Consider the following 22,685-nt stretch of genomic DNA (forward strand, 5'->3'; position numbering starts at 1 on the left):
GTCGCTGACCGGGGGGCTCACGTCCGTGTGGACGGACGACACCACGGCGGTGACCGAGGCGGTGCGCTATCTGGCGGCGCTCGGGCACCGGCGGATCGCCCGGGTCGGCGGCGCGGCGGCCCTCGGGCACACGGCGATCCGGGCGGCGGCGTTCGACGCGGCCGCCCGGAGCCTGGACCTGGCCGGGGCGTGGCAGGTGGCGACCGACTTCTCCGGTGAGGNGGACGCGGGCGACGAGGTCGCTGCTGACCGCCGCCCCCTCGGACCGGCCGACCGCGATCGTCTACGACAACGACATCATGGCGGTCGCCGGACTGTCGGTGGCCGCGGAGATGGGCCTGCGCGTCCCGGCCGACGTCTCGCTGCTGGCCTGGGACGACTCGCAGTTGTGCCGGCTGACCCACCCGACCCTGTCCGCGATGAGTCACGACGTGCACGGCTTCGGCGCGGACGTGGCCCGCACGCTGTTCGGCCTCTTCGGGGAAGGGGGGGTGGGCTCGCACACCGTGCCGACTCCCGTGCTGACACCACGGGGGTCGACGGCTCCTCCGTCGGTGTGATGTCCGGTGTGATGTTCACCGCTGTGGGCGCGGGGACTGGGCAGCTACATTACCCATGAGTAGCATGGGGCCTGAGCGCGCGCTCAGCGCTGCGCGGCAGTGCCACCCCGCACCCTGGAGGAGAGCCATCGTGCCTCGTACCGTCAGGGACGTCGTCTTCGTCGACGGCGTCCGCACCCCGTTCGGCAAGGCGGGCCCGAAGGGCGTCTACCACGAGACCCGCGCCGACGACCTCGTCGTGAAGGCGATCCGGGAGCTGCTGCGCCGCAACCCCGGCCTCGACCCGAAGAAGATCGACGAGGTCGCCGTCGCCGCCACCACGCAGATCGGCGACCAGGGCCTGACCATCGGCCGCACCGCCGGCATCCTCGCGGGCCTGCCCACCTCGGTCCCCGGCTACTCGATCGACCGCATGTGCGCGGGCGCGCTGACCGCCGTGACCTCGGTCTCCGGCTCCATCGCCTTCGGCGCGTACGACGTCGCCGTCGCGGGCGGTGTCGAGCACATGGGCCGCCACCCGATGGGCGAGGGCGTGGACCCCAACCCGCGGTTCGTCAGCGAGAAGCTGGTCGACGAGTCCGCCCTGTTCATGGGCATGACCGCGGAGAACCTGCACGACCGCTACCCGCACCTCACCAAGCTGCGCGCCGACGAGTACGCGGTGCGCTCGCAGGAGAAGGCCGCCAAGGCGTACGCCAACGGGAAGATCCAGGCCGACCTGGTGCCGATCTCGGTGCGCCGCACCACCCCCGAGGGCGGCGAGACGGGCTGGGGCCTGGTCACGGCGGACGAGCCGATGCGCCCGGGCACCACCCTGGAGAACCTGGCGAGCCTCAAGACGCCGTTCCGTGTGCACGGCCGGGTCACCGCGGGCAACGCGGCCGGCCTGAACGACGGCGCCACCGCCTCGGTCATCGCGAGCGAGGAGTTCGCCCGCGAGAACGACCTGCCGGTCAAGATGCGCCTGGTCTCCTACGCCTTCGCGGGCGTGGAGCCGGAGGTCATGGGCTACGGCCCGATCCCGGCCACCGAGAAGGCGCTGGCCAAGGCGGGGCTCGGCATCGGTGACATCGGCCTGTTCGAGATCAACGAGGCCTTCGCCGTGCAGGTCCTGGCCTTCCTCGACCACTACGGCATCGCGGACGACGACGAGCGCGTCAACCAGTACGGCGGCGCGATCGCCTTCGGTCACCCGCTGGCCTCCTCGGGCGTCCGTCTGATGACGCAGCTGGCCNCAGTTCGAGGAGCAGCCGCAGGTCCGTTACGGCCTGACCACCATGTGCGTCGGCTTCGGCATGGGCGCCACGGTCATCTGGGAGAACCCGCACTTCGACGGAGGCGACAAGTGAGCACCACTGCTGAGCTGTTGAAGGGCGCGGCCGAGCTGTTCCCGGACGAGGTCGTCACGCAGGCGCACGTACGCCACTTCGACCTGCCCCTCGGTGCCGGGCGCTTCGCCCTCATCACCCTGGACAACGGCCTGGACCACACCAAGCCGACCACCTTCGGCCCGCAGTCGCTGGCGAACCTCGACGCCGCCGTCGACCAGGTCGAGAAGGAGGCCGCGGACGGCGAGATCGTCGGCGTCGGCGTCACCGGCAAGCCGTTCATCTTCGCGGTCGGCGCCGACCTCAAGGGCGTGGAGCTGCTCAAGGAGCACGAGCACGCGCTGGCCATCGGCAAGGGCGGCCACGAGGTCTTCAAGCGGCTGTCGAAGCTCGCCGTCCCCACCTTCGCCTACTACAACGGCGCGGCGATGGGCGGCGGCGTCGAGGTCGGCCTGCACTGCACCTACCGCACGGTGTCCGCGGCCCTGCCCGCCTTCTCCCTGCCCGAGGTCTTCCTCGGCCTCGTCCCCGGCTGGGGCGGCTGCACGCTGCTGCCGAACCTGATCGGCGCGGACAACGCCGTCACGGTCATCATCGAGAACAGCCTCAACCAGAACAGGCAGCTCAAGGGCAAGCAGGTCTACGAACTCGGCATCGCCGACGCGCTGTTCGAGGGCGCGGACTTCCTGGAGCAGTCGCTGGTCTGGACGGCGTCCGTCCTCAAGGGCGAGATCGCGGTCGAGCGCCCGGCGATCGACCGCGGTGAGGCCTGGGACCAGGCCGTCGCGCGCGGCCGGTTCATCGCCGACTCCAAGGTGCACGGCGCGGCCCCGGCCGCCTACCGCGCCCTGGACATCATCGCCGCCGCGAAGAACGGCGACCCGCAGCAGGGCTTCGACGCCGAGGACCAGGCCCTCGCGGACCTGATCATGGGCGGTGAGCTGCGCGCCGGCATCTACGCGTTCAACCTCGTCCAGAAGCGCGGCAAGCGCCCGGCGGGCGCCCCGGACAAGAACCTCGCCCGTCCGGTGACGAAGGTCGGCGTGGTCGGCGCGGGCCTGATGGCCTCCCAGCTCGCCCTGCTCTTCCTGCGCCGCCTGGAGGTGCCGGTCGTCCTGACCGACATCGACCAGGAGCGCGTCGACAAGGGCGTGGGCTACGTCCACGCCGAGATCGACAAGCTGCTCGGCAAGGGCCGCATCAACCAGGACAAGGCCAACCGCCTCAAGGCGCTGGTGACGGGTGTCCTGGACAAGGCCGAGGGCTTCGCGGACGCCGACTTCGTCATCGAGGCCGTCTTCGAGGAGATCGGCGTCAAGCAGCAGGTGTTCGCGGAGGTCGAGGCGGTCGCCCCGGCGCACGCGATCCTGGCGACCAACACCTCCTCCCTGTCGGTGACGGAGATGGCGTCGAAGCTGAAGCACCCCGAGCGGGTCGTCGGCTTCCACTTCTTCAACCCGGTCGCGATCCTCCCCCTCCTGGAGATCGTCCGCGGCGAGAAGACGGACGACGCCTCGCTGGCGACCGCCTTCGCGGTGGCCAAGAAGCTGAAGAAGACCGCGGTGCTGGTCAAGGACGCCCCGGCGTTCGTGGTCAACCGCATCCTGACCCGCTTCATGGGCGAGATCCAGAACGTCATCGACGAGGGCACCCCGGTCGAGGTGGCGGAGAGGGCGGTGGAGCCGCTGGGCCTGCCGATGTCCCCGCTGGTCCTGCTCGAACTGGTCGGCCCGGCGATCGGCCTGCACGTCTCGGAGACCCTCAACCAGGCTTTCCCGGACCGCTTCAAGGTCTCCCCGAACCTCAAGGCGGTCGTCGAGGCGGGCAAGCGCGGCTTCTACACGTACGACTCCGGCAAGCCCGAGCTGGACCCGGAGGTCGCCGCGCTCCTGAAGCAGGGCGACGTGGTCCTGACGGAGGAGCAGGTCCGCGCCCGCGTCCTGGACGCGGTGGCCCAGGAGATCGGCCTGATGCTCGACGAGGGCGTCGTCGCCGAGGCCCAGGACATCGACCTCTGCCTGATCACCGGCGCCGGCTGGCCCTTCCACCTGGGCGGCGTCACGCCGTACCTGGACCGCGAGGGCGTCTCGGAACGGGTGAACGGCAAGCGGTTCCTCCAGCCGGGCGTGGCGAGCGTCCCGGCGTGACGGCGGAGGGGCTGTACGGGAATCCCGTACAGCCCCTCACCGGTTCCGCAGCACGTCGGTCCGGGCCCGGGCCGGAAGGCCGCACCATGGACACGGCTCACGGCCCACGTCGTGGATGCGGTGGGCCCGCGCCCGACGCCGACCGGAAGGACCCCCGGATGCCGACCCCGCCGCCCACCGCGGAAGCAGAACACTCCCCGGGCCCTGCCCCCACTCTGCTGATCGTCGACGGCGCCAATGTCGTCGGCTCCGTCCCCGACGGCTGGTGGCGGGACCGGCGGGGTGCCGCCGAACGCCTGCGCGACCGGCTCGCCGGGTACGCGGCCGGTGGCGTCCCCGGTGTGGCGGGCCCGCTGGAGATCGTGCTGGTCCTGGAGGGCGCCGCGCGGGGCGTGCCGTCCGTGCCCGGTGTACGGGTCGAGGAGGCCCCCGGCAGCGGTGACGACCACATCGTCCGGCTGGCCGCCGCCGCGGTGGACCGGGTCCGGGTGGTCGTCACCGCCGACCGCGAACTGCGCCACCGGGTCACCGCGGTGGGCGCCGGCACGGTGGGACCACGCGCGGTGCACGGCCCCGCCCAAGAGCCGGCTCCCCGTCCCGGTTCCGGCCCCGGCCCCGATCCCGGTTCCGGCGGCCGGGGCGCCTCCGGCCAGGAGCAGTGATCACGGGCCGGCCCCGGACCGAGGAAGGCCCGGGTGGGGCCCGGGTCCGGCCCAGGGCCCGGTCCAGGGCCCGGTCCAGGGCCGACGCGGGTCCGGGACGGGGCCGGTTGCCAGGGGGCGGTGGTGGGGCGGGGTCGCGGTCGGTCCCGCGTGTCAGTTCAGCGCGGCCTGGTACAGCGACACACAGGCGCTGGCGACCAGCACCCCCAGGACGATCTTCTTGAAGCGCGCCGGATCCGTACGGGCGAAGACCCGGTCCCCGCACCACCAGCCCACCAGCAGACCGGGGAGCCCCGCGCCGGCCAGCAGCAGGCTGTCCGCGGTCAGCCGGCCGACGGCGAGGAAGCCCGTGAGTGCCAGGGCGTTCTGGACGCAGAACGTGGCCTGGAGCGTCGCCCGGAACTCACGGGGCGCCAGCCCCATGGCCTGGAAGGTGGCGACCAGCGGCGGTCCGTTCATCCCGGTCGAGGTCAGCAGCGCCCCACTGGCGAAACCCGAGAGGACGGTGGGGCCCGTCCCGCGCCGGAAGGTCATGCCACGGCCGATCAGGACGGCGAACACCAGCACGGCACAGGCGATGAGGACGGACAGCGCACCCGCGCTGAGCACCGTCACCGCGAGCAGCCCGAGCGGCATGCCCACGAGGCCCGCTCCGCTCACCAGGCTCGCGGTGCGCACATTGACGTGGTCCCTCTGGTGGACGCAGGCCGCCAGCGAGAGCACCAGGCCCAGCGAGGTGACCACGACGATGGCGTTCTGGGCGCTGGTCAGCAGGGCCAGCAGCGGCACGGCCACCAGCGCGAACCCGAAGCCGCTCAGCGCCTGCGCGAACGACGCCAGCACGATGATCAGTGCCACCTCGGTGATCAGGGTCGTCGTCACGTACATCCTCTTCGGCCCACTACCCCCGGGGCGGTCCGCCCGCCCCCGTCTCTCCCGCGCACACTAACGGGCAGGCGAACGCCGACCGCCCGGGGATGCCCTCGGACGGTCCGCCGCCGTACCGCCTGCCGCCGCTAGGACGTGCTCCCGCCGTCCGCCTGGCGGCTCCCCTGACCCTGACCCTGGCCTTGAGGTTGAGGCCGGCCCCGGCCGCCGTCCCGGGCGAGCCGGCTGTGCGTGCGGCCGTAGAGGAAGTAGACCACGAAGCCGATCACCATCCAGATGCCGAAGCGGACCCAGGTCTCGGCGGGCAGGTTCAGCATCAGCCACAGGGAGGCGAGCACCGAGAGGACGGGAAGGTACGGGACCAGCGGGGTCCGGAAGGCGCGGGGCAGGTCGGGGCGGGTCCTGCGGAGGATGATCACGCTGAGCGCGACGACGACGAACGCGAACAGCGTGCCGATGTTCACCAGCTCGGCCAGGACGCTCAGGCTGGTGAAGCCCGCGACGACGGCGATGATCACGCCGAGCAGGATGGTCGGCCGGTACGGGGTGCGGAAGCGCGGGTGGGTGTGCGAGAAGAACCGGGGCAGCAGCCCGTCCCGGCTCATCGCGAAGAACACCCGGGCCTGGCCGAGCAGCAGGATCATGCACACCGTGGTCAGGCCGATCGCGGCGCCGAAGCTGATCAGACCCGCGAACCACGGGTGCCCGGTGGACTTGAACGCGTCGGCGAGCGGCGCGTCCACGGACAGCGCGCTGTACTTCTGCATGCCGGTGACGACGATCGACACGCCGACGTACAGCGCGGTGCAGATGATCAGCGAGCCGAGGATGCCGCGCGGCACGTCGCGCTGCGGGTTGCGGGTCTCCTCGGCGGCGGTGGCCACGACGTCGAAGCCGATGAAGGCGAAGAAGACGACGGACGCGGCGGTGAAGATGCCCATCACGCCGAAGTTGGACGGCGCCCAGCCGATCATCAGCTCGATCAGGGGTGCCCTGAGCGTGCCGCCCGCCGTCACCGGCTGCGCCGGCGGGATGAACGGCTGGTAGTTGGCGCCCTTGATGAAGAACGCTCCCGCGACGATCACGACGAGCACGACGGCCACCTTGATGGCGACGACGACCGAGGTGACCCGCGCGGAGAGCTTCATCCCGAGGACGAGGACGGCGGTGAGGACCAGCACGAGGAGGGCGGCGAGGATGTCGAAGCCGAAGCCGGTCGCGTTGTCCCTTCCCCCGAGGTACGCGGGCAGGTGCCAGCCCGCGTTGTCGAGCAGCGAGTGGATGTAGCCGGACCAGCCGACGGAGACCACCGCCGTGCCGAGTGCGAGTTCCAGCACCAGGTCCCAGCCGATGATCCAGGCGGGCAGCTCGCCGAGCGAGGCGTAGGAGAAGGTGTAGGCGGACCCGGCCACCGGGACCGTGGAGGCGAACTCGGCGTAGCAGAGCGCGGCGAGCGCGCAGACCACTCCGGCCACGACGAAGGACAGGGACACGGCGGGGCCGGCGTGGTCCTTCGCGGCCGTGCCGGTGAGGACGAAGATTCCGGTGCCGATGATGACACCGATGCCGAAGACGGTCAGATCGAGGGCGGAGAGGGATTTCCGCAGCGCGTGCTCCGGCTCCTCGGTGTCCTGGATCGACTGCTCCACGTTCTTCGTCCTGAGGAGCGTGCTGCTCACGGTCTGCCTCCCCGGTGTGTCGCCCTCGGCGGGACCGAGGGGCTGGGGACGCGTGTGCCCCGGCACTGGCAGGTTCACGCAGCGGGGCCGGTTCCGCCACCTGAAGGAGGTCGCGGAACCGGCCCGTTCGGTCCTGGCGCCGGGCCCGGTGGGTCAGTCGCGCGCGGACTGCACCGGGTCGGCCTCGGCGGCCGGGCGCTCGGCGGGGGTCCTCCCGTTCGAGCGGAGCCGGGAGTGGGGAAGGCCGTCCAGCCTGGAGACCAGGCCCGTGACCTGGCGGGCGATGTCCGGCGCGGTCAGGCCGATCTCCGCGAGCACCTCGGCACGGGAGGCGTGGTCGAGGAAGCGCGGCGGGATGCCGAAGTCGCGCAGCGGTACGTCGACGCCGGCGTCCCGCAGGGCCTGGGCGATGGCCGAGCCGACGCCGCCGACGCGGGAGTTGTCCTCGACGGTGACGACCACGCGGTGCCGCTCGGCGAGCGGGGCCATGGCCTCGTCGACCGGCTTGACCCAGCGCGGGTCGACGACGGTGGTGGAGATGCCCTGCTTGTCGAGGAGCGAGGCCACCTCCAGGCACATCGGGGCGAGGGCGCCGACGGAGACGAGGAGGACGTCCGGGGAGTCGGTGCCGGGCTCGCGCAGGACGTCCATGCCGCCGACGCGGCCCACGGCGGGTACGGCGGGGCCGACGGCGCCCTTGGAGAAGCGGACCACGGTCGGGGCGTCGTCCACCTCGACGGCCTCGCGCAGCTGGGCGCGGACCTGGTCGGCGTCGCGCGGGGCGGCCAGGCGCAGGCCGGGGACGACCTGGAGGATCGACATGTCCCACATGCCGTTGTGGGAGGCGCCGTCGGTGCCGGTGACGCCGGCCCGGTCCAGGACGAAGGTGACGCCGCACTTGTGCAGGGCCACGTCCATCAGGACCTGGTCGAAGGCGCGGTTGAGGAAGGTGGCGTAGACGGCGAAGACGGGGTGCACGCCGGCGTGGGCGAGGCCGGCCGCGGAGACGGCGCCGTGCTGCTCGGCGATGCCGACGTCGTAGATCCGGTCGGGGAAGGCCTTGGCGAACTTGTCCAGGCCGACCGGCTGGAGCATGGCCGCGGTGATGGCGACGACGTCCTTGCGCTCCTTGCCGAGCTTGACCATCTCGTCGCCGAAGACACTGGTCCAGTCGGCGCCGGAGGTGGCGATCGGCAGACCGGTGTCGGGGTGGATCTTGCCGACGGCGTGGAAGCGGTCGGCCTCGTCCTGCAGGGCGGGCTGGTAGCCGCGGCCCTTCTCGGTGAGGCAGTGCACGATGACGGGGCCGCCGAACCGCTTGGCGCGGGACAGCGCCGACTCCAGGGCCTCGATGTCGTGGCCGTCGATGGGGCCGACGTACTTCAGACCCAGGTCCTCGAACATGCCCTGCGGGGCGATGAAGTCCTTCAGGCCCTTCTTGGCGCCGTGCAGCGTCTCGTACAGCGGTCTGCCGACGACCGGGGTGCGCTCCAGCATCTCCCGGGTGCGGGCGAGGAAGCGCTCGTAGCCGTCGGTGGTGCGCAGGGTGGCGAGGTGGTTGGCGAGGCCGCCGATGGTCGGGGCGTAGGAGCGCTCGTTGTCGTTGACGACGATGACGAGGGGGCGGTCCTTGGCGTCGGCGATGTTGTTCAGCGCCTCCCAGGCCATGCCGCCGGTCAGCGCGCCGTCACCGATGACCGCGACGACGTGGCTGTCCCGCTCCAGCAGCTGGTTGGCCTTGGCGATGCCGTCGGCCCAGCCCAGCACGGTGGAGGCGTGGCTGTTCTCGATGACGTCGTGCTCGGACTCGGCCTGCGAGGGGTAGCCGGACAGGCCGCCCTTCATCTTCAGCCGGGAGAAGTCCTGGCGGCCGGTGAGCAGCTTGTGCACGTAGGACTGGTGACCGGTGTCCCACAGCACCTTGTCCTTCGGCGAGTCGAAGACGCGGTGCAGGGCGATGGTCAGCTCGACCACACCGAGGTTGGGGCCGAGGTGGCCGCCGGTCTTGGAGACCTCGGTGACGAGGAAGGTCCGGATCTCCTCCGCCAGCCGGTCCAGCTCCTCCGAGTTGAGCCGGTCCAGATCGCGCGGTCCCCTGATGCGGGTCAGCAGCGGCACCCGTGCCTCCTTGCAGTAGAGCTGATCGAGCTGTTACCGGGCGGGTCGAGTCTAATGTTCCGTCCGGGCGGCCGGTGCCCGGGCGGGGGGTCATACGTCACGCGAACGGCCGTACCCCGGTACGAGCCGTGTCATGACACGACCGTGCCCGGCACCGCCACGGGTGCCGGGCACGGTTCCGGATGGGCCGCCTCTCTAGGCGCGGCCCGCCGTCTTCTGGGTCTTGCGGGTGACCGCGTCGATGATGACGGTCGCCAGCAGGACGCCACCGGTGATCATGTACTGGACCGGGGCGGCGATGCCCTCCAGGGCGAGGCCGTACTGGATCGAGACGATCACCAGCACACCGAGGAGCGCGTTCCAGGTGCGGCCGCGGCCGCCGAACAGGGACGTACCGCCGATCACGGCCGCGGCGATGACGTTCATCAGGAACTCACCGGTGCCCGCGCCCTGGTTGGCGGAGGCGATCTTCGAGGCGACGAAGAGGCCGCCGATCGCGGCGAAGGTGCCGGCGATCGCGAAGACCGAGATCCGGACCAGCTCCACGTTGATACCGGCACGCCGGGAGGCCTCGACGCTGCCGCCGAGCGCGAACACCTTGCGCCCGTACGCCGTGCGGCGCAGCACGAAGTCGGTGAACACCAGCACCGCCAGGAAGATCACCACGGCGAGGGGCAGGCCCTTGTGCTGGTTGTAGACGATCGCCACGGCGAAGGAGACGACGGCCAGCAGCACGGTGCGCAGCACGAGGTCGCTGAGCGGGCGGGAGGGGATCCCGGCGGCCTCACGGCGGCGGTTGCCCAGGAAGGAGGTCAGGAAGTACCCGGCGACGGCCACGACGGCGAGCCCGTAGGCGGCGGCGACGTCGCTGAAGTAGTAGCTGGTGAGCTTGGCGACGATGCCTTCGCTGTCGAGGTTGATGGTGCCGTTGCTGCCGAGGATCTGGAGCATGAAGCCCTGCCAGAACAGCAGGCCGGCCAGCGTCACGGCGAAGGCGGGCACGCCGATGCGGGCGAAGACGAAGCCGTGGATGGCGCCGGCCGCCGTGCCGGTGAGGATGGCCAGCACCAGGGCCAGCACCTCGTTCATCCCGTGCGTGATGTTCAGCACCGCGAAGGTGGCGCCCGCGACACCGGAGACCGAGCCGACCGACAGGTCGATCTCGCCGAGCAGCAGGACGAACACGATGCCGACGGCGATCATGCCCGTGCCGACCATGGCGACGGAGATGTCGGAGAGGTTGCCCGCGGTGAGGAAGTTGGAGTTCAGGCTCTGGAAGATGATCCAGATGATCGCCAGACCGACGACGACCGGTATGGAACCCAGGTCACCGGCCTTCATCTTGCGCTTGAACTCGGTGACGTAGCCCGCGAAACCCTGCTCGCGCACCAGCAGCCGGGGGTCCACCGCGGTCGCCGCGCCGGCGGCCGCCTCGGTGTTCACCACGGCGCTTTCCTCGGGGGGCGTGGAGGTCTTGTCGATGCTCACTTCTTGCTCTCCCCGTTGGTGCGCGCCGCACGGCGGGTCACGGCGTTGTCCGTGGCACCGGTGATGGCGGAGATGATCTCTTCCTGCGAGGTCGACTCGACCTCGAAGACGCCGTTGTTGCGCCCCAGACGCAGGACGGCCACCTTGTCGGCGACGGCCTTGACGTCGGCCATGTTGTGGCTGATGAGGATCACGGCGTGACCGCGCTCACGCAGCCGCTCGACCAGGTCGAGGACCTGCGCGGTCTGCTCGACACCGAGGGCGGCGGTGGGCTCGTCGAGGATGACCAGCTTGGGCTCGCCGAGCATGGAGCGGGCGATGGCCACGACCTGGCGCTGACCGCCGGAGAGCGAGGCGATCGGGATACGGACGCTGGGGATGCGGATGGACAGGGTGTCCAGCAGTTCGCGGGAGCGGCGCTCCATCTCCACCTCGTCCAGGGCACCGCGCCTGCGGATCTCCCGGCCCAGGAAGAGGTTGCCGACGACGTCGATGTTGTCGCACAGCGCGAGGTCCTGGTACACCGTCGCGATGCCCAGGTTCTGGGCGTCGTTCGGCTTGTTGACCTGAACGGCCTTGCCTTCCCACTCGATGACGCCCTCATCGATGGGGTGCACGCCGGCGATCGTCTTGACCAGCGTGGACTTTCCGGCTCCGTTGTCGCCCACCAGGGCGACCACTTCACCGGCGTGGACCTCAAGCTCTACGTCGGTGAGCGCCTGGACGGCACCGAACCGCTTGGAGACCCCGCGCAACGCCAGCACGGGCGTAGCGGACACGTGAACCATCTCCTTCGCCGCCTGACCCGGCGGAAGGTTGTGCAGAAAATTGGGGGGTTGTTCCGTCCGGCGCCCCGCACGAGCTTGCGGGGCTTTGGATACGCGGGGCGCCGGAGGGAGCCTTGGGTGCGCGTCCCGCCAGGGGAGTTCAGGGACGAACTCCCCTGGCGGGGAAGGCGCTCGCGTCGCTTACTTCAGACCGAGCTTGTCGCAGGCCTTCTTGTACTGGGCCGTGCAGATGTCCGCGACGGTGTAGACGCCGTCCTTGACGACGGTGTCCTGGATGTTGTCCTGGGTCAGCGAGGTGACCGCGACCAGGATCGAGGGGACGCCCTTGGTGGTCGGGCTGTCGACCTTGTCCTTGGCGATGGAGTCGAGCGACTTGCCCTGGGCGAGCGCGACGGCCATCTCGGCGGCGGCGTCGGCCTCGGGGGCGTACGGCTTGTAGACGCTCATGTACTGCTCACCGGAGACGATGCGCTGCACACCCGCGAGTTCGGCGTCCTGACCGGTGACCGGGACCTTGATGCCGGCGGCCTTCAGGGCGGTGATGATGCCGCCGGCCATGCCGTCGTTGGCGGAGTAGACGCCGATGATGTTCTTCTTGCCGAGGGCGGAGATGGCGCCCTCCATGTTGGAGTTGGCGTTCTCCGGCTTCCACTCCTTGGTGTCGTACTCCTTGCCGATGTCCACCTTGCCGTCCAGCGCCTCGTGGGCGCCCTGCTTGAACTGCGCGGCGTTCGGGTCGGTGGAGGAGCCGTTCATCATGACGATCTTGCCGGACTTGGCCTTGTCGCCCAGCGCCTTCAGCAGCGCCTCGCCCTGGGTCTTGCCGACGGTCACGTTGTCGAACGAGGTGTAGGCGTCGATCGGGCCCTGCGCCAGTCGGTCGTAGGCGACGACCGGGATGCCGGCGTCCTTGGCCTTCTGCACCGAGTTCTTGATGGCGGCGGCGTCCACCGCGTCCAGGATCAGGACGTCCACCTTGTTGGTGATCATCGTCTCGACCTGCTGGCTCTGCAGGGTGGCGTCCTGCTTGGCGTTGGCGTAGACGACCTTGCCCTTGTTGTTCGTCAGCTCCGCGATCTTCTTCTCGATCAGGGGCTTGTCGAACTTCTCGTAACGAGCGGTCTGGTTCTCAGGCAGGAGCAGGCCGACCTTGATGTCGTCGCCCTTCTTCTCGCTGCCGGACGACTTCGAGGAGCCACCGTCGGCCTCCTTGGCGCTGCCACAGGCGGCGAGCGAGACGGCCATGGCACCAGCGGCAACGGCGACGGCCGCGCGACGCATACGCGTGTTCACTTCTTCAAACCTCCCTGACGAGGCCGCGTCGTTGCGGCCGAGGTGGCTGGAAGTCAACTCGGCCGCGCGTGCGACGTCAAGAAGTAAATACTTAACGAGATGGCAACGGTGCCATCCGTTCTCTAAGTGAAGGCAGGCGTCGCCAGGTGCAGGGTCCCGTCCAACAGGGTCGAATCGCCCATTTCGCTGAGCGCCAGGGCGAGCGCCCCGAGGACCTCCGCGCGGCTCCCGAGAGCCCCCGGAAGCACGGAGAGCCGTCGGGCGGCACTGGGGATCGCGTAGCGGGCGACGGACTCCCTTATCGGCGCCAGGACCAGCTCACCGGCCTCCGCGAGGTCGCCGCCGAGGACGACCCGGCTGGGGTTGAGCAGGTTGCAGAGGTTGGCGACGCCGCTGCCGACGTGCCGGCCGACGTCGGCGATCACCCGCCTGCAGCCCGGGTCCCCCTCCCGTGCCAGCCGTACGACGCCCTCCAGGGTCAGGTCGGTGCCGTGACTGGGCTGGAGCAGCGGCAGCACGTACCGGGCGGCGGCGAAGGTCTCCAGGCAGCCCCGGTTCCCGCAGCGGCAGACCGGGCCGGACTCGTCGAGGGTGATGTGGCCGATCTCACCCGCGGTACCGCCGGGGCCGCGGTAGATCCTGCCGTTGATCACCAGGCCGGCGCCCACGCCGCTGGCGATCTTGATGTACGCCAGGTCGCGCACGCCCCGGCCGCTGCCCCAGACCAGCTCGCCCAGGGCGCCGAGGTTGGCGTCGTTGTCCACGTGCACCGGCACGCCGAGGCGCCCCCGCAGCTCCTCGGCGGGCTTGACGCCCGTCCAGCCCGGCAGGATCGCCGTGGAGCCCAGGGTGCCGGACTCGACGTCGATCGGGCCGGGTACGCCGACCCCCATGCCGGCGATCTTGGCACGGTCGATGCCCGTTGCCTCGATCAGGCGGTTGACCAGCTCCTCCGCCCGGTCGAAGCCCTGGGCCGAGGAGGCGTCCACGTCCAGCGGCTCGGACTCCTCGGCGAGCACCTGGTGGGCCAGATTGCCGATCGCGACCCGTAGGTGCGTGTGACCGAAATCGACGCCGATCACGATGCCGGCGTCCCCGCTCAACGACACGCTGCGGGCCCGGCGTCCGCCCGCGGACGTGGGGGTGACCTGGACCGTTCCCCCGTCCTTGAGCTCGCGCACGATATTGGAGACGGTCGCCGCGGACAGACCCGTGGTCCTCGCGATCTCCGCCTGCGTGAGCGATCCCGCCAGCCGCACGGCGCGTACGACCCGCTCCAGGTTGGCTCGGTGCAGCGACGACTGCGACCCTGGAGTCTCCACGACGACCTCCTGAGCGCGGGGCCGCTCCGGTGAGGCCCCGACCATGTCCAACTAGTGAACTCTAAGCTGAGCTGTTCGGGTTGCCTCCCGTCAAGAGGTTGAACCGTTATACGGCTCCTTGGACACATGAACGAAGGCGTGGCAAGGCGCTGCCGGGCGGCCCTGGACGAGCCGCTCCGCGGGCCGGGGAGGGCGGCGCGAACGGGGCGCGGAACGGCCGCCAGGGCAGGGACGGCCGGTCGTACACGGGCCGGGCGGGCACGCGCGCGTCCAACCCCGGAACACCCGGAAGCGGTGCCCGCAGGGTGCCCGGCAGGGTGCCCGGGCGGGCCGCCCCGCCCGCCGCGACCGGGGACGGAGGCGGTGCCGGGGCCGTGTACCCGGGGACCCCGGCAGCCCACGCCGAGCCGGCCCCGCACACCCCCGCAGCCAGGTCCGTTCCCGTTCTCGCGGATCCCCGTCCCGTGCGTGCCCCTGTACCCACCGGGGTGGGGCGTGGCCGGTGCCTGCGGCCGGAGGCCGGGGCCTGTGGCCGGAGGCCGGGGCCTGTGGCACACGGGCGCGTGAGCCCGTGTGCCTGGTCCGTGAGCGCGAGGCCTGGCGCACGAACTCGGGACCAGGGGCCACGCGCCCCGGGCCCCGCGGTCCGACAGGCCCCCACCCGGGCCCGGGGGCCTGGTGCGGGCGGGCCCCGGGGCGCGAGAACGGGCGCCCGGTGTTACTTCAGGGCGCCGGCCGTCAGGCCCTGGACCACCTGGCGCTGGAAGACGATGTACGCGGCCAGGACCGGCAGCATGGCCATCACCAGGCCGGCGAAGAGGCCCGACCAGTCGCCCTTGTACCCCTGGCTGACGGCCAGCTGGACCAGGCCCTGGGTGAGCACGTGCTTGTCCGGGTCGGTGTTCAGGACCGTCGGCAGCATGTACTGGTTCCACTGCCCGAGGAAGTTGAAGATGCCCACGCTGATCAGGCCGGGCTTGGCCATCGGCAGCATGATCTGGAAGAACGTCCGGGTGTGCGAGGCACCGTCCACGAAGGCGGCCTCGGCCACCGTGGTCGGCAGGGTCCGGAAGAAAGCGGTCAGGAAGAAGACCGTGAAGGGCAGCGAATAGGCGATGTAGACCAGGATCAGACCGTGAATGGTGTTCAGCAGCCCCATGTTGTTCACGACGTAGAACAACGGGACCAGCGCGAGCATGATCGGAAAACTCATGCCGCCGATGAACAGGTAGTAGATGAACCGGTTGCCCGGGAATTCGAACCGGGCCAGCACGTACGCCGCCATCGAGCCGAGCACCAGCGTGCCGACGAGCGAACCACCCACCACCAGCACGGTGTTGAGGAAGTAGTCACTCATGTGGGCGTCGCTCCAGGCCCGCGCCCAGTTCTCGAAGTGCAGCCTGTCCGGCAGCGACCAGGGCGAGCCGAAGATGGAGCCGTCGTCCTTGAAGGACGTCATCACCGCCCACACCAGCGGCATGACCACCATGATCGCCCAGATGACCAGAATGCCGTGCGAGAAGACGTTGAGGACTTCGCCCTCCCGTTTCCTCCCGCCCGGTTTTCCGTCCGCCGGAAAACCGGCCCTGGAAACGCCGGCACCGGAATCGGCCGGGACGGGGGCGGGGGCGGGGGTCTCGGTCGTTTTCAAGATCAGAACTCCAGCCGCTCGCGCCGCCCCAGCCGCATCACGACCGCGGCGAAGGCCAGCGTGACGACGAGCAGGGCGACGCCGATCGTGGTGGCGTAGGCGGCCTGACCGTCACGGAACGCCTTCTGGTACACGTACAGGACCATGACGGTGGTCGAGTAGTCGGGGCCGCCCGGCCCGGTCGTCATGATCTGTACGACCGCGAACGACTCCGCGCCGAGGGCGAGGATGCCCATGTAGACCCAGCCGGACTGCACGGTGTCCCACAGCAGCGGCAGGGTGATCCGGAAGAAGGTGGTGAACCGGCCGGCGCCGTCCAGCAGCGCGGCCTCGTAGAGGTCCGCCGGGATGGAGGCCATGCCGGCGGAGAAGAGGACCACGAAGAAGCCGACCGTGGACCAGACGAGCACCGCCATCACGCACCACAGGGCGAGGTTCGGGTCGCCCAGCCACAGCGGCTGGACGCCGTCGAGCCCGATCCCGCGCAGCACGGAGTTGATCGCACCGCTGTCCGGGTTGTACGCGAAGGCGAACAGCAGGGCCACGATCGCGATGGACAGCACCTGCGGGAAGAAGTAGACGATCTTGTAGAACGAGGAGCCGCGGACACCGGAGATAGCCGGCCCGCCCCTGCGGTGCCGCCCGCCCACATTGATCATGAAGGCGAAGAACAGCGCCAGACCGATCGTCACCAGCGGCAGCAGCAGGGCGAACAGCAGGCTGTGCCGCAACGACTTCCAGAAGATCTCGTCGTCGAACATCCTCTGGTAGTTGTCGAAGCCGACCATCGCGAAGTCGGGGCTCAGGCCGGTCCAGTCCGTGAACGAGTAGTAGATGGACTGGATGAACGGCCAGATCACGAGAAGCGCGTACAGCCCCAGGGGTGCCGCCAGGAACCCCACGATGAACCGGTACTTGCCGTGCTGCATTGCTGCCGACCCCGTTCTCTGGGCGGGTGGTGCCGCTGGTGACGGTTCCTCAAGGGCTCACTGGTGCTTGTAGTGCTTGACCGACGTGTCCTTCGCGGCCTCGTCGGCGAAGCCCTGGATCTTCTTGACGGCCTCGGCCGGGGTGAGGCGGCCGGCCATCATCTCGCCGATGCCGGACACACCGATCTTCTCCTTCTGCAGCTGCACGTACCAGTCCTGCAGCCGCGGGTTCACCACGTTGGAGCCGGCCTTCTCCAGCGCCGCCACACCGGACTTCAGACCCGGGGTGAGGTCGATGCCGCTGGTGCCGCCGTTGTACGCGGTCAGCGACTTCACCTTGGCGGTGAAGTTCTTCGAGGACGCCTCGCCGAGCATGATGCGCAGCTGTTCCATGCCGCCCTCGGCGTTCTTCGCCTTGGCCGGGACGACGAAGGGCTCGCCGCCGGAGGCCCAGATGGTGCCGAAGGGCATCTTGTCGGAGCCGTCGATGCCGGTGGGCGCGGAGACGGCGAGGTCGAAGTCCCGCGGGATGACGTTGGCGGACTCGTTCTCCACCCAGGAGCCGTTCGGGAGGAACAGCGCCTTGCCCTTGGCCCAGGCGGTCTGCGACTGGATGTGGTCCAGGCCCGGGGTGCCCTTGAGGACGTAGCCCTTCCGGTAGAGCTCGTAGTAGGCCTCGAAGCAGGCCTTGACCGCCGGGTGCTTCCAGGCGCCCGGCTCGAGGTTGTCGATGGCGTCCAGGACCTCGCGGCCGCCGACCTTGCCGATCATCGGGTAGAGCGAGAAGGGGATGTAGTACGGGTACTTGCCGGCGTACGTCCAGCCGGCCATGCCCTTCTTCTTGGCCTTCTCGCAGACCTTGAGCATCTCGTCCCAGGTCTCCGGGTACCGCTCGTCGAGCGAGTCCAGGGCCTTCTGCGAGTACCACACGCCGTACACCGTGTAGGCGTAGTAGAGGATCCACACCGGCTTGCCGTCGAACTGGCCCATCTCCACGATGCCCGGGCGCAGCGTGTCGCGGACCTTCTTGGCCGGGTCGTCGTAGGACGGCGCGTCCAGCAGCGGGGTGAGGTCCGCGAGCTGGTTCTTGCCGACGAGGACGCCCATGTCCATCTGCTCGGCGCCGGAGTTGTCGATGAGGTCCGGCGGGGTGCCCTGGTTGAAGCGCGGCTGGAGCGTGGACTGGATCTTCTGGGTGGCGGAGAACTTCACCTTGGTCTTGGGGAAGTCCCTCTCGTAGACCTTCACGGCGTCCTCGGCGTACTCCTTGCCGAAGCCGCCGTCGAACAGTACGAATTCCATCTGCGCGGTGTCGTTGACGCCGAGCGGGTTCTTCTCGGTCTTCTTGCCGGCCTCGGCCTTGTCCTGGCCGCTGCCGCCACCGCTGGCGCACGCGGACAGGAAGCCCATCGCGGGAACGCCGATCAGGCCGAGTGCGGCGGACCGCTTGATCAGATCCCGGCGGCCGACGCCCGTGTGGTTCTCGGCGGAAGTGGATCCCATGCTCAAGTCCTCGCTTTCTCCAGGACTCAGGCGGTGAACCGGATCCTCCCCGGCACCGCGGTCGGGTCAAGCTGGGTCGTGCAGGAGTTACTTCGTGCGTCATCTACCGGGACCGGCGGGAAAACAAGGAAGCCGGCGCGTTTCGCACGTCGAACCACCTTTCCGGCTCCTCCCGGGCCCGCCTGACGGTCGTGTGAACGGCCAGACGGACGCCGACAGGTATAGTCCACTTTCCGTCGGCTGAGCAAGATCGAATGCAAGGTTCCCCGTCGGTCTTTTCCGAGTTGAGACCTCGGCCGGAATATGAGCCGCCCGCGATCCTTCCCGACGGAAATATTCACGGCTTTGCGCCCGAATGCCACACTCAACACCCTTGACATCACTGGCCACTTGGCCCCCTACTGGTCTCTGCGCACCGAGCTGACAACGTTGTCCGAAGTGTGGGTATCGCAGGGAGGGTCGTCGCGTATGCAGCGCGGAGTACGGCACAGATGGGGTCCGGCGGTCGTCATCACGACCGCCTTTGTCATGGCGGCCGGCTCGCAGGGAGCGGCGGTCGCCCTGCCCGGCAAGCCACCGGCCGCCGACCGGGAGTTCGCCTCCTCGTTCGAGGCCGGCGAGCGGGCACCGGACTGGCTGAACACGGTCGACACCGCCGGGGACGGCGGCAAGCGCGCCTCGGGCGTGGACGGCGGCTACAGCACCGGCATCCCGGGCAATGTGAACGACCACGTCACCGACGTCCGGGCCAGCGGGGAGAACGCGGGCGCCGGCGAGGTGAAGGAGAACCTCGTCGACGGCGAGTCCGGCACCAAGTGGCTGACCTTCGAACCCACCGGCTGGGCCGAGTTCGACTTCGACAAACCGCGGAGGATCGTCCGGTACGCCCTCACCTCGGCCAACGACTTCGACGGGCGCGACCCGAAGGACTGGACCCTGAGGGGCTCCACCGACGGCAAGGACTGGAAGACCCTCGACACCCGCTCGGGCGAGAACTTCTCCGAACGGTTCCAGACCAGGACGTACGACCTGGCCGAGCCGGCCGAGTACCAGCACTTCCGGCTCGACATCACGAAGAACAACGGCGCCTCGGGCATACTCCAGCTGGCCGACGTGCAGTTCTCCACCGGCGACGGTGACGGTCCCGTCCCGCAGGACATGCTCTCCCTCGTCGACCGCGGCCCGAGCGGCTCCCCGACCGCCAAGTCGGGCGCCGGCTACACGGGCAAGCGCGCCCTGAGGTACGCCGGCCGCCACACCGCCGAGGGCCGGGCTTACTCGTACAACAAGGTCTTCGACGTCCACGTCGAGGTCGCCCGCGACACCCGGCTGTCGTACCGCCTCTACCCCTCCATGGCCGACGGCGACCGCGACTACGACGCCACCAACGTCGCCGTGGACCTCGCCTTCACCGACGGCACCTACCTCAGCCGGCTGGGCGCCACCGACCAGCACGGCTTCACGCTGAGCCCGCAGGGGCAGGGCGCGGCGAAGACCCTGTACGTCAACCAGTGGAACAACGTCGTGTCGCGGATCGGCTCGGTCGCGGCCGGCAAGACCGTCGACCGGATACTCCTCGCCTACGACTCCCCCACCGGCCCGGCGAAGTTCCGCGGCTGGCTGGACGACGTGGTCATCGAGCGGGCCGCCCCCGACAAGCCCCGGGCCCACCTGTCGGACTACGCGCTGACCACCCGCGGCACCCACTCCAGCGGCAGCTTCTCGCGCGGCAACAACTTCCCCGCGACCGCCGTCCCGCACGGCTTCAACTTCTGGACGCCGGTGACCAACGCGTCCTCGCTGAGCTGGCTGTACGAGTACGCGCGCGCGAACAACGACGACAACCTGCCGACGGTCCAGGCGTTCAGCGCGAGCCACGAGCCCAGCCCCTGGATGGGTGACCGGCAGACCTTCCAGGTGATGCCGTCCGCCGCGTCCGGCACCCCGGACACCGGCCGCACCGCCCGCGCCCTGGCCTTCCGGCACGAGAACGAGACCGCGCGGCCGTACTACTACGGGGTGCGGTTCGAGAACGGCCTCGAGGCCGAGATGACGCCGACCGACCACGCGGCCGTACTGCGCTTCACCTATCCGGGGGACGACGCGAGCGTCCTGTTCGACAACGTAACCGAGCAGGCGGGCCTGACCCTGGACAAGGAGCACGGCATCGTCACCGGCTACTCGGACGTGAAGTCCGGGCTGTCCACCGGCGCCACCCGGCTCTTCGTGTACGGCGTGTTCGACAAGCCGGTCAAGGACGGCTCCGCGAACGGTGTCAAGGGCCACCTGCGCTTCGACGCCGGCAAGGACCGCACCGTCACCCTGCGGCTGGCCACCTCCCTGATCGGCCTCGACCAGGCGAAGGACAACCTGCGCCAGGAGATCCCGGACGGCACCTCCTTCGACACCGTCAAGAAACAAGCCCAGCGCGCCTGGGACAAGGTGCTCGGCAGGGTCGAGGTCCAGGGCGCCACGCCGGACCGGCTGACCACGCTCTACTCCAGCCTGTACCGGCTGTACCTGTACCCGAACTCGGGCTTCGAGAAGGTGGGCGGAAAGTACCAGTACGCCTCCCCGTTCTCGCCGATGCCCAGCGAGGACACCCCGACCCGCACCGGCGCGAAGATCGTCGACGGCAAGGTGTACGTCAACAACGGCTTCTGGGACACCTACCGGACCACCTGGCCGGCGTACTCGCTCCTGACGCCCTCCCGGGCGGGCGAGATGGTGGACGGCTTCGTGCAGCAGTACAAGGACGGCGGCTGGACCTCCCGCTGGTCCTCCCCCGGCTACGCCGACCTGATGACGGGCACCTCCTCGGACGTGGCGTTCGCGGACGCGTACGTCAAGGGCGTGCCGATGGACGCGGAGGCGGCGTACGACGCGGCGGTGAAGAACGCGACGGTCGTGCCGCCGTCCTCGGGCGTGGGCCGCAAGGGCATGGCCACCTCCCCCTTCCTCGGCTACACCACCACGGCCACGCACGAGGGCCTGTCCTGGGCGATGGAGGGCTACGTCAACGACTACGGCATCGCGAGGATGGGCGAGGCCCTCCACAAGAAGACGGGCCGGAAGCGCTACCAGGAGGAGGCGGAGTACTTCCTCGACCGGGCCAGGGACTACGTCAACCTCTTCGACTCCGGGGCGGGCTTCTTCCAGGGCCGCGACGCCAAGGGCAACTGGCGCCTGGACTCCTCGAAGTACGACCCGCGCGTGTGGGGCTACGACTACACGGAGACCAACGGCTGGGGCTACGCCTTCACCGCCCCGCAGGACAGCCGGGGCCTGGCGAACCTGTACGGCGGGCGGAAGGGCCTCGCGGACAAGCTCGACACCTACTTCGCCACGCCGGAGACGGCCTCCCCGGAGTTCGTCGGCTCCTACGGCGGTGTCATCCACGAGATGACCGAGGCGCGGGACGTGCGGATGGGCCAGTACGGCCACTCCAACCAGGTCGCGCACCACGTCCTCTACATGTACGCCGCGGCCGGACAGCCGTGGAAGGCGCAGGAGAAGGTCCGCGAGGCGCTGTCCCGGCTCTACGTCGGCAGCGAGATCGGCCAGGGCTACCACGGCGACGAGGACAACGGCGAGCAGTCGGCCTGGTACCTCTTCTCCGCGCTCGGCTTCTACCCGCTGGTGATGGGCAGCGGGGAGTACACCATCGGCTCCCCGCTGTTCACCAGGGCGACGGTCCATCTGGAGAACGGCCGGGACCTGGTCGTCGAGGCGCCGAGGAACAGCGCGAAGAACGTCTACGTGCAGGGCGTGCGGTTCAACGGCAAGGCGTGGAACTCCACGAGCCTGCCGCACTCGCTGCTGTCGAAGGGCGGGGTCCTGCGGTTCGACATGGGCCCGCGGCCGTCGTCGTGGGGCACGGGCAGGGACGCGGCGCCCGTGTCGATCACGACCGGTGACAAGGCGCCGGGCCCGCGGTCGGACGTGCTGAAGGGCGACGGCGCGCTGTTCGACGACACCTCGTCGACGGACGCTACCGTGACGGCGGTGGACCTGCCGGTGTCCGGGGCCACCAGGGCGGTCCAGTACACCCTGACCTCGTCCGCGGACCGCACCCGGGCCCCGGCCGGCTGGACCCTGGAGGCCTCCGCCGACGGCAGGACCTGGAAGACGGTGGACCGGCGCTCCGGCGAGTCCTTCGCCTGGGACCGGCAGACCCGCCCCTTCACGATCGCCTCGCCGGGCACGTACCAGAAGTACCGCCTGGTCCTGGACGGCGCCTCGACGCTGGCGGAGGTGGAGCTGCTGGCCTGAGGCACCCACCGCGCATGACGGAGGGGCGGGTCCCGGGGGCCCGCCCCTCCGGGCTGT

General features: G+C 70.0%; 13 protein-coding genes and 3 pseudogenes. 6 read left to right on the plus strand and 10 right to left on the minus strand.

The genetic code is table 11. The features are described from left to right. From RH94_RS42870 to RH94_RS09325, 5 genes and pseudogenes are all read left to right on the plus strand, one after another. Positions 1–221, plus strand: a pseudogene (locus RH94_RS42870) (LacI family transcriptional regulator); the annotation flags it as partial. A gap of 1 nt (position 222) precedes the next feature. Continuing rightward, positions 223–560 (plus strand): annotated as a pseudogene (locus RH94_RS42875) (substrate-binding domain-containing protein); the annotation flags it as partial. A 130-nt stretch (positions 561–690) separates the two neighbouring features. Beyond that, positions 691–1,794, plus strand: a 1,104-nt coding sequence (locus RH94_RS09315) for a thiolase family protein (protein WP_234425647.1), incomplete at its 3' end; no start/stop codon positions are given. 111 nt (positions 1,795–1,905) lie between these two features. Beyond that, positions 1,906–4,035, plus strand: coding sequence for a 3-hydroxyacyl-CoA dehydrogenase NAD-binding domain-containing protein (locus tag RH94_RS09320; protein ID WP_073947154.1), 2,130 nt, complete (start codon positions 1,906–1,908; stop codon positions 4,033–4,035). Between the two features lie 158 nt (positions 4,036–4,193). Next, a pseudogene (locus tag RH94_RS09325) lies at positions 4,194–4,607 on the plus strand (hypothetical protein); the annotation flags it as partial. Between the two features lie 243 nt (positions 4,608–4,850). Here the strand turns inward: RH94_RS09325 and RH94_RS09330 are convergent. The 10 genes from RH94_RS09330 to ngcE form a co-directional block, all read right to left on the minus strand. Next, positions 4,851–5,579: a sulfite exporter TauE/SafE family protein gene (locus RH94_RS09330; protein ID WP_073947171.1), complete on the minus strand. Its 729-nt coding sequence runs from the start codon at positions 5,577–5,579 to the stop codon at positions 4,851–4,853. 134 nt (positions 5,580–5,713) lie between these two features. Beyond that, entirely contained in the window at positions 5,714–7,264 is a 1,551-nt protein-coding gene (locus RH94_RS09335; protein WP_073947155.1) for an amino acid permease, read from the minus strand. Positions 7,265–7,417: 153 nt separating this feature from the next. Next, complete coding sequence (gene dxs, locus RH94_RS09340) at positions 7,418–9,382, minus strand: 1-deoxy-D-xylulose-5-phosphate synthase (RefSeq protein ID WP_073947156.1); 1,965 nt, start codon at positions 9,380–9,382, stop codon at positions 7,418–7,420. A 195-nt stretch (positions 9,383–9,577) separates the two neighbouring features. After that, positions 9,578–10,870 (minus strand): sugar ABC transporter permease, encoded by a 1,293-nt coding sequence (locus RH94_RS09345; protein WP_073947157.1) that lies wholly within the window; start codon positions 10,868–10,870, stop codon positions 9,578–9,580. Continuing rightward, a complete protein-coding gene (locus RH94_RS09350; protein WP_073947158.1) occupies positions 10,867–11,658 on the minus strand; it encodes an ATP-binding cassette domain-containing protein in 792 nt (263 codons plus the stop codon). The genes RH94_RS09345 and RH94_RS09350 overlap by 4 nt, the downstream gene beginning before the upstream one ends. 180 nt (positions 11,659–11,838) lie before the next feature. Beyond that, positions 11,839–12,939 (minus strand): substrate-binding domain-containing protein, encoded by a 1,101-nt coding sequence (locus RH94_RS09355; RefSeq protein WP_073947159.1) that lies wholly within the window; start codon positions 12,937–12,939, stop codon positions 11,839–11,841. Between the two features lie 134 nt (positions 12,940–13,073). Then, complete coding sequence (locus RH94_RS09360; protein ID WP_073947160.1) at positions 13,074–14,273, minus strand: ROK family transcriptional regulator; 1,200 nt, start codon at positions 14,271–14,273, stop codon at positions 13,074–13,076. 718 nt (positions 14,274–14,991) lie between these two features. Further along, positions 14,992–15,924 (minus strand): carbohydrate ABC transporter permease, encoded by a 933-nt coding sequence (locus tag RH94_RS09365; RefSeq protein WP_073947161.1) that lies wholly within the window; start codon positions 15,922–15,924, stop codon positions 14,992–14,994. Between the two features lie 2 nt (positions 15,925–15,926). Then, entirely contained in the window at positions 15,927–16,853 is a 927-nt protein-coding gene (locus tag RH94_RS09370; protein WP_073947162.1) for a carbohydrate ABC transporter permease, read from the minus strand. A 57-nt stretch (positions 16,854–16,910) separates the two neighbouring features. Beyond that, positions 16,911–18,356 (minus strand): N-acetylglucosamine/diacetylchitobiose ABC transporter substrate-binding protein, encoded by a 1,446-nt coding sequence (gene ngcE, locus RH94_RS09375; protein WP_073947163.1) that lies wholly within the window; start codon positions 18,354–18,356, stop codon positions 16,911–16,913. 468 nt (positions 18,357–18,824) lie between these two features. On the opposite strand from ngcE, the gene RH94_RS09380 reads away from it, so the two are divergent. After that, positions 18,825–22,628, plus strand: coding sequence for a GH92 family glycosyl hydrolase (locus RH94_RS09380; RefSeq protein ID WP_199880903.1), 3,804 nt, complete (start codon positions 18,825–18,827; stop codon positions 22,626–22,628). Positions 22,629–22,685: the final 57 nt, after the last annotated feature.

Source organism: Streptomyces kebangsaanensis (assembly GCF_001906585.1).
GTDB classification, from domain to species: domain Bacteria; phylum Actinomycetota; class Actinomycetes; order Streptomycetales; family Streptomycetaceae; genus Streptomyces; species Streptomyces kebangsaanensis.

What these genes read in the sequence shown, in the direction of transcription:
- RH94_RS09350 (WP_073947158.1), bottom strand. Translation starts at nt 11,658, where the DNA reads ATGGTTCACGTGTCCGCTACGCCCGTGCTGGCGTTGCGCGGGGTCTCC.
- ngcE (WP_073947163.1), bottom strand. Translation starts at nt 18,356, where the DNA reads ATGGGATCCACTTCCGCCGAGAACCACACGGGCGTCGGCCGCCGGGAT.
- RH94_RS09370 (WP_073947162.1), bottom strand. Translation starts at nt 16,853, where the DNA reads ATGCAGCACGGCAAGTACCGGTTCATCGTGGGGTTCCTGGCGGCACCC.
- RH94_RS09355 (WP_073947159.1), bottom strand. Translation starts at nt 12,939, where the DNA reads ATGCGTCGCGCGGCCGTCGCCGTTGCCGCTGGTGCCATGGCCGTCTCG.
- RH94_RS09380 (WP_199880903.1), top strand. Translation starts at nt 18,825, where the DNA reads ATGCAGCGCGGAGTACGGCACAGATGGGGTCCGGCGGTCGTCATCACG.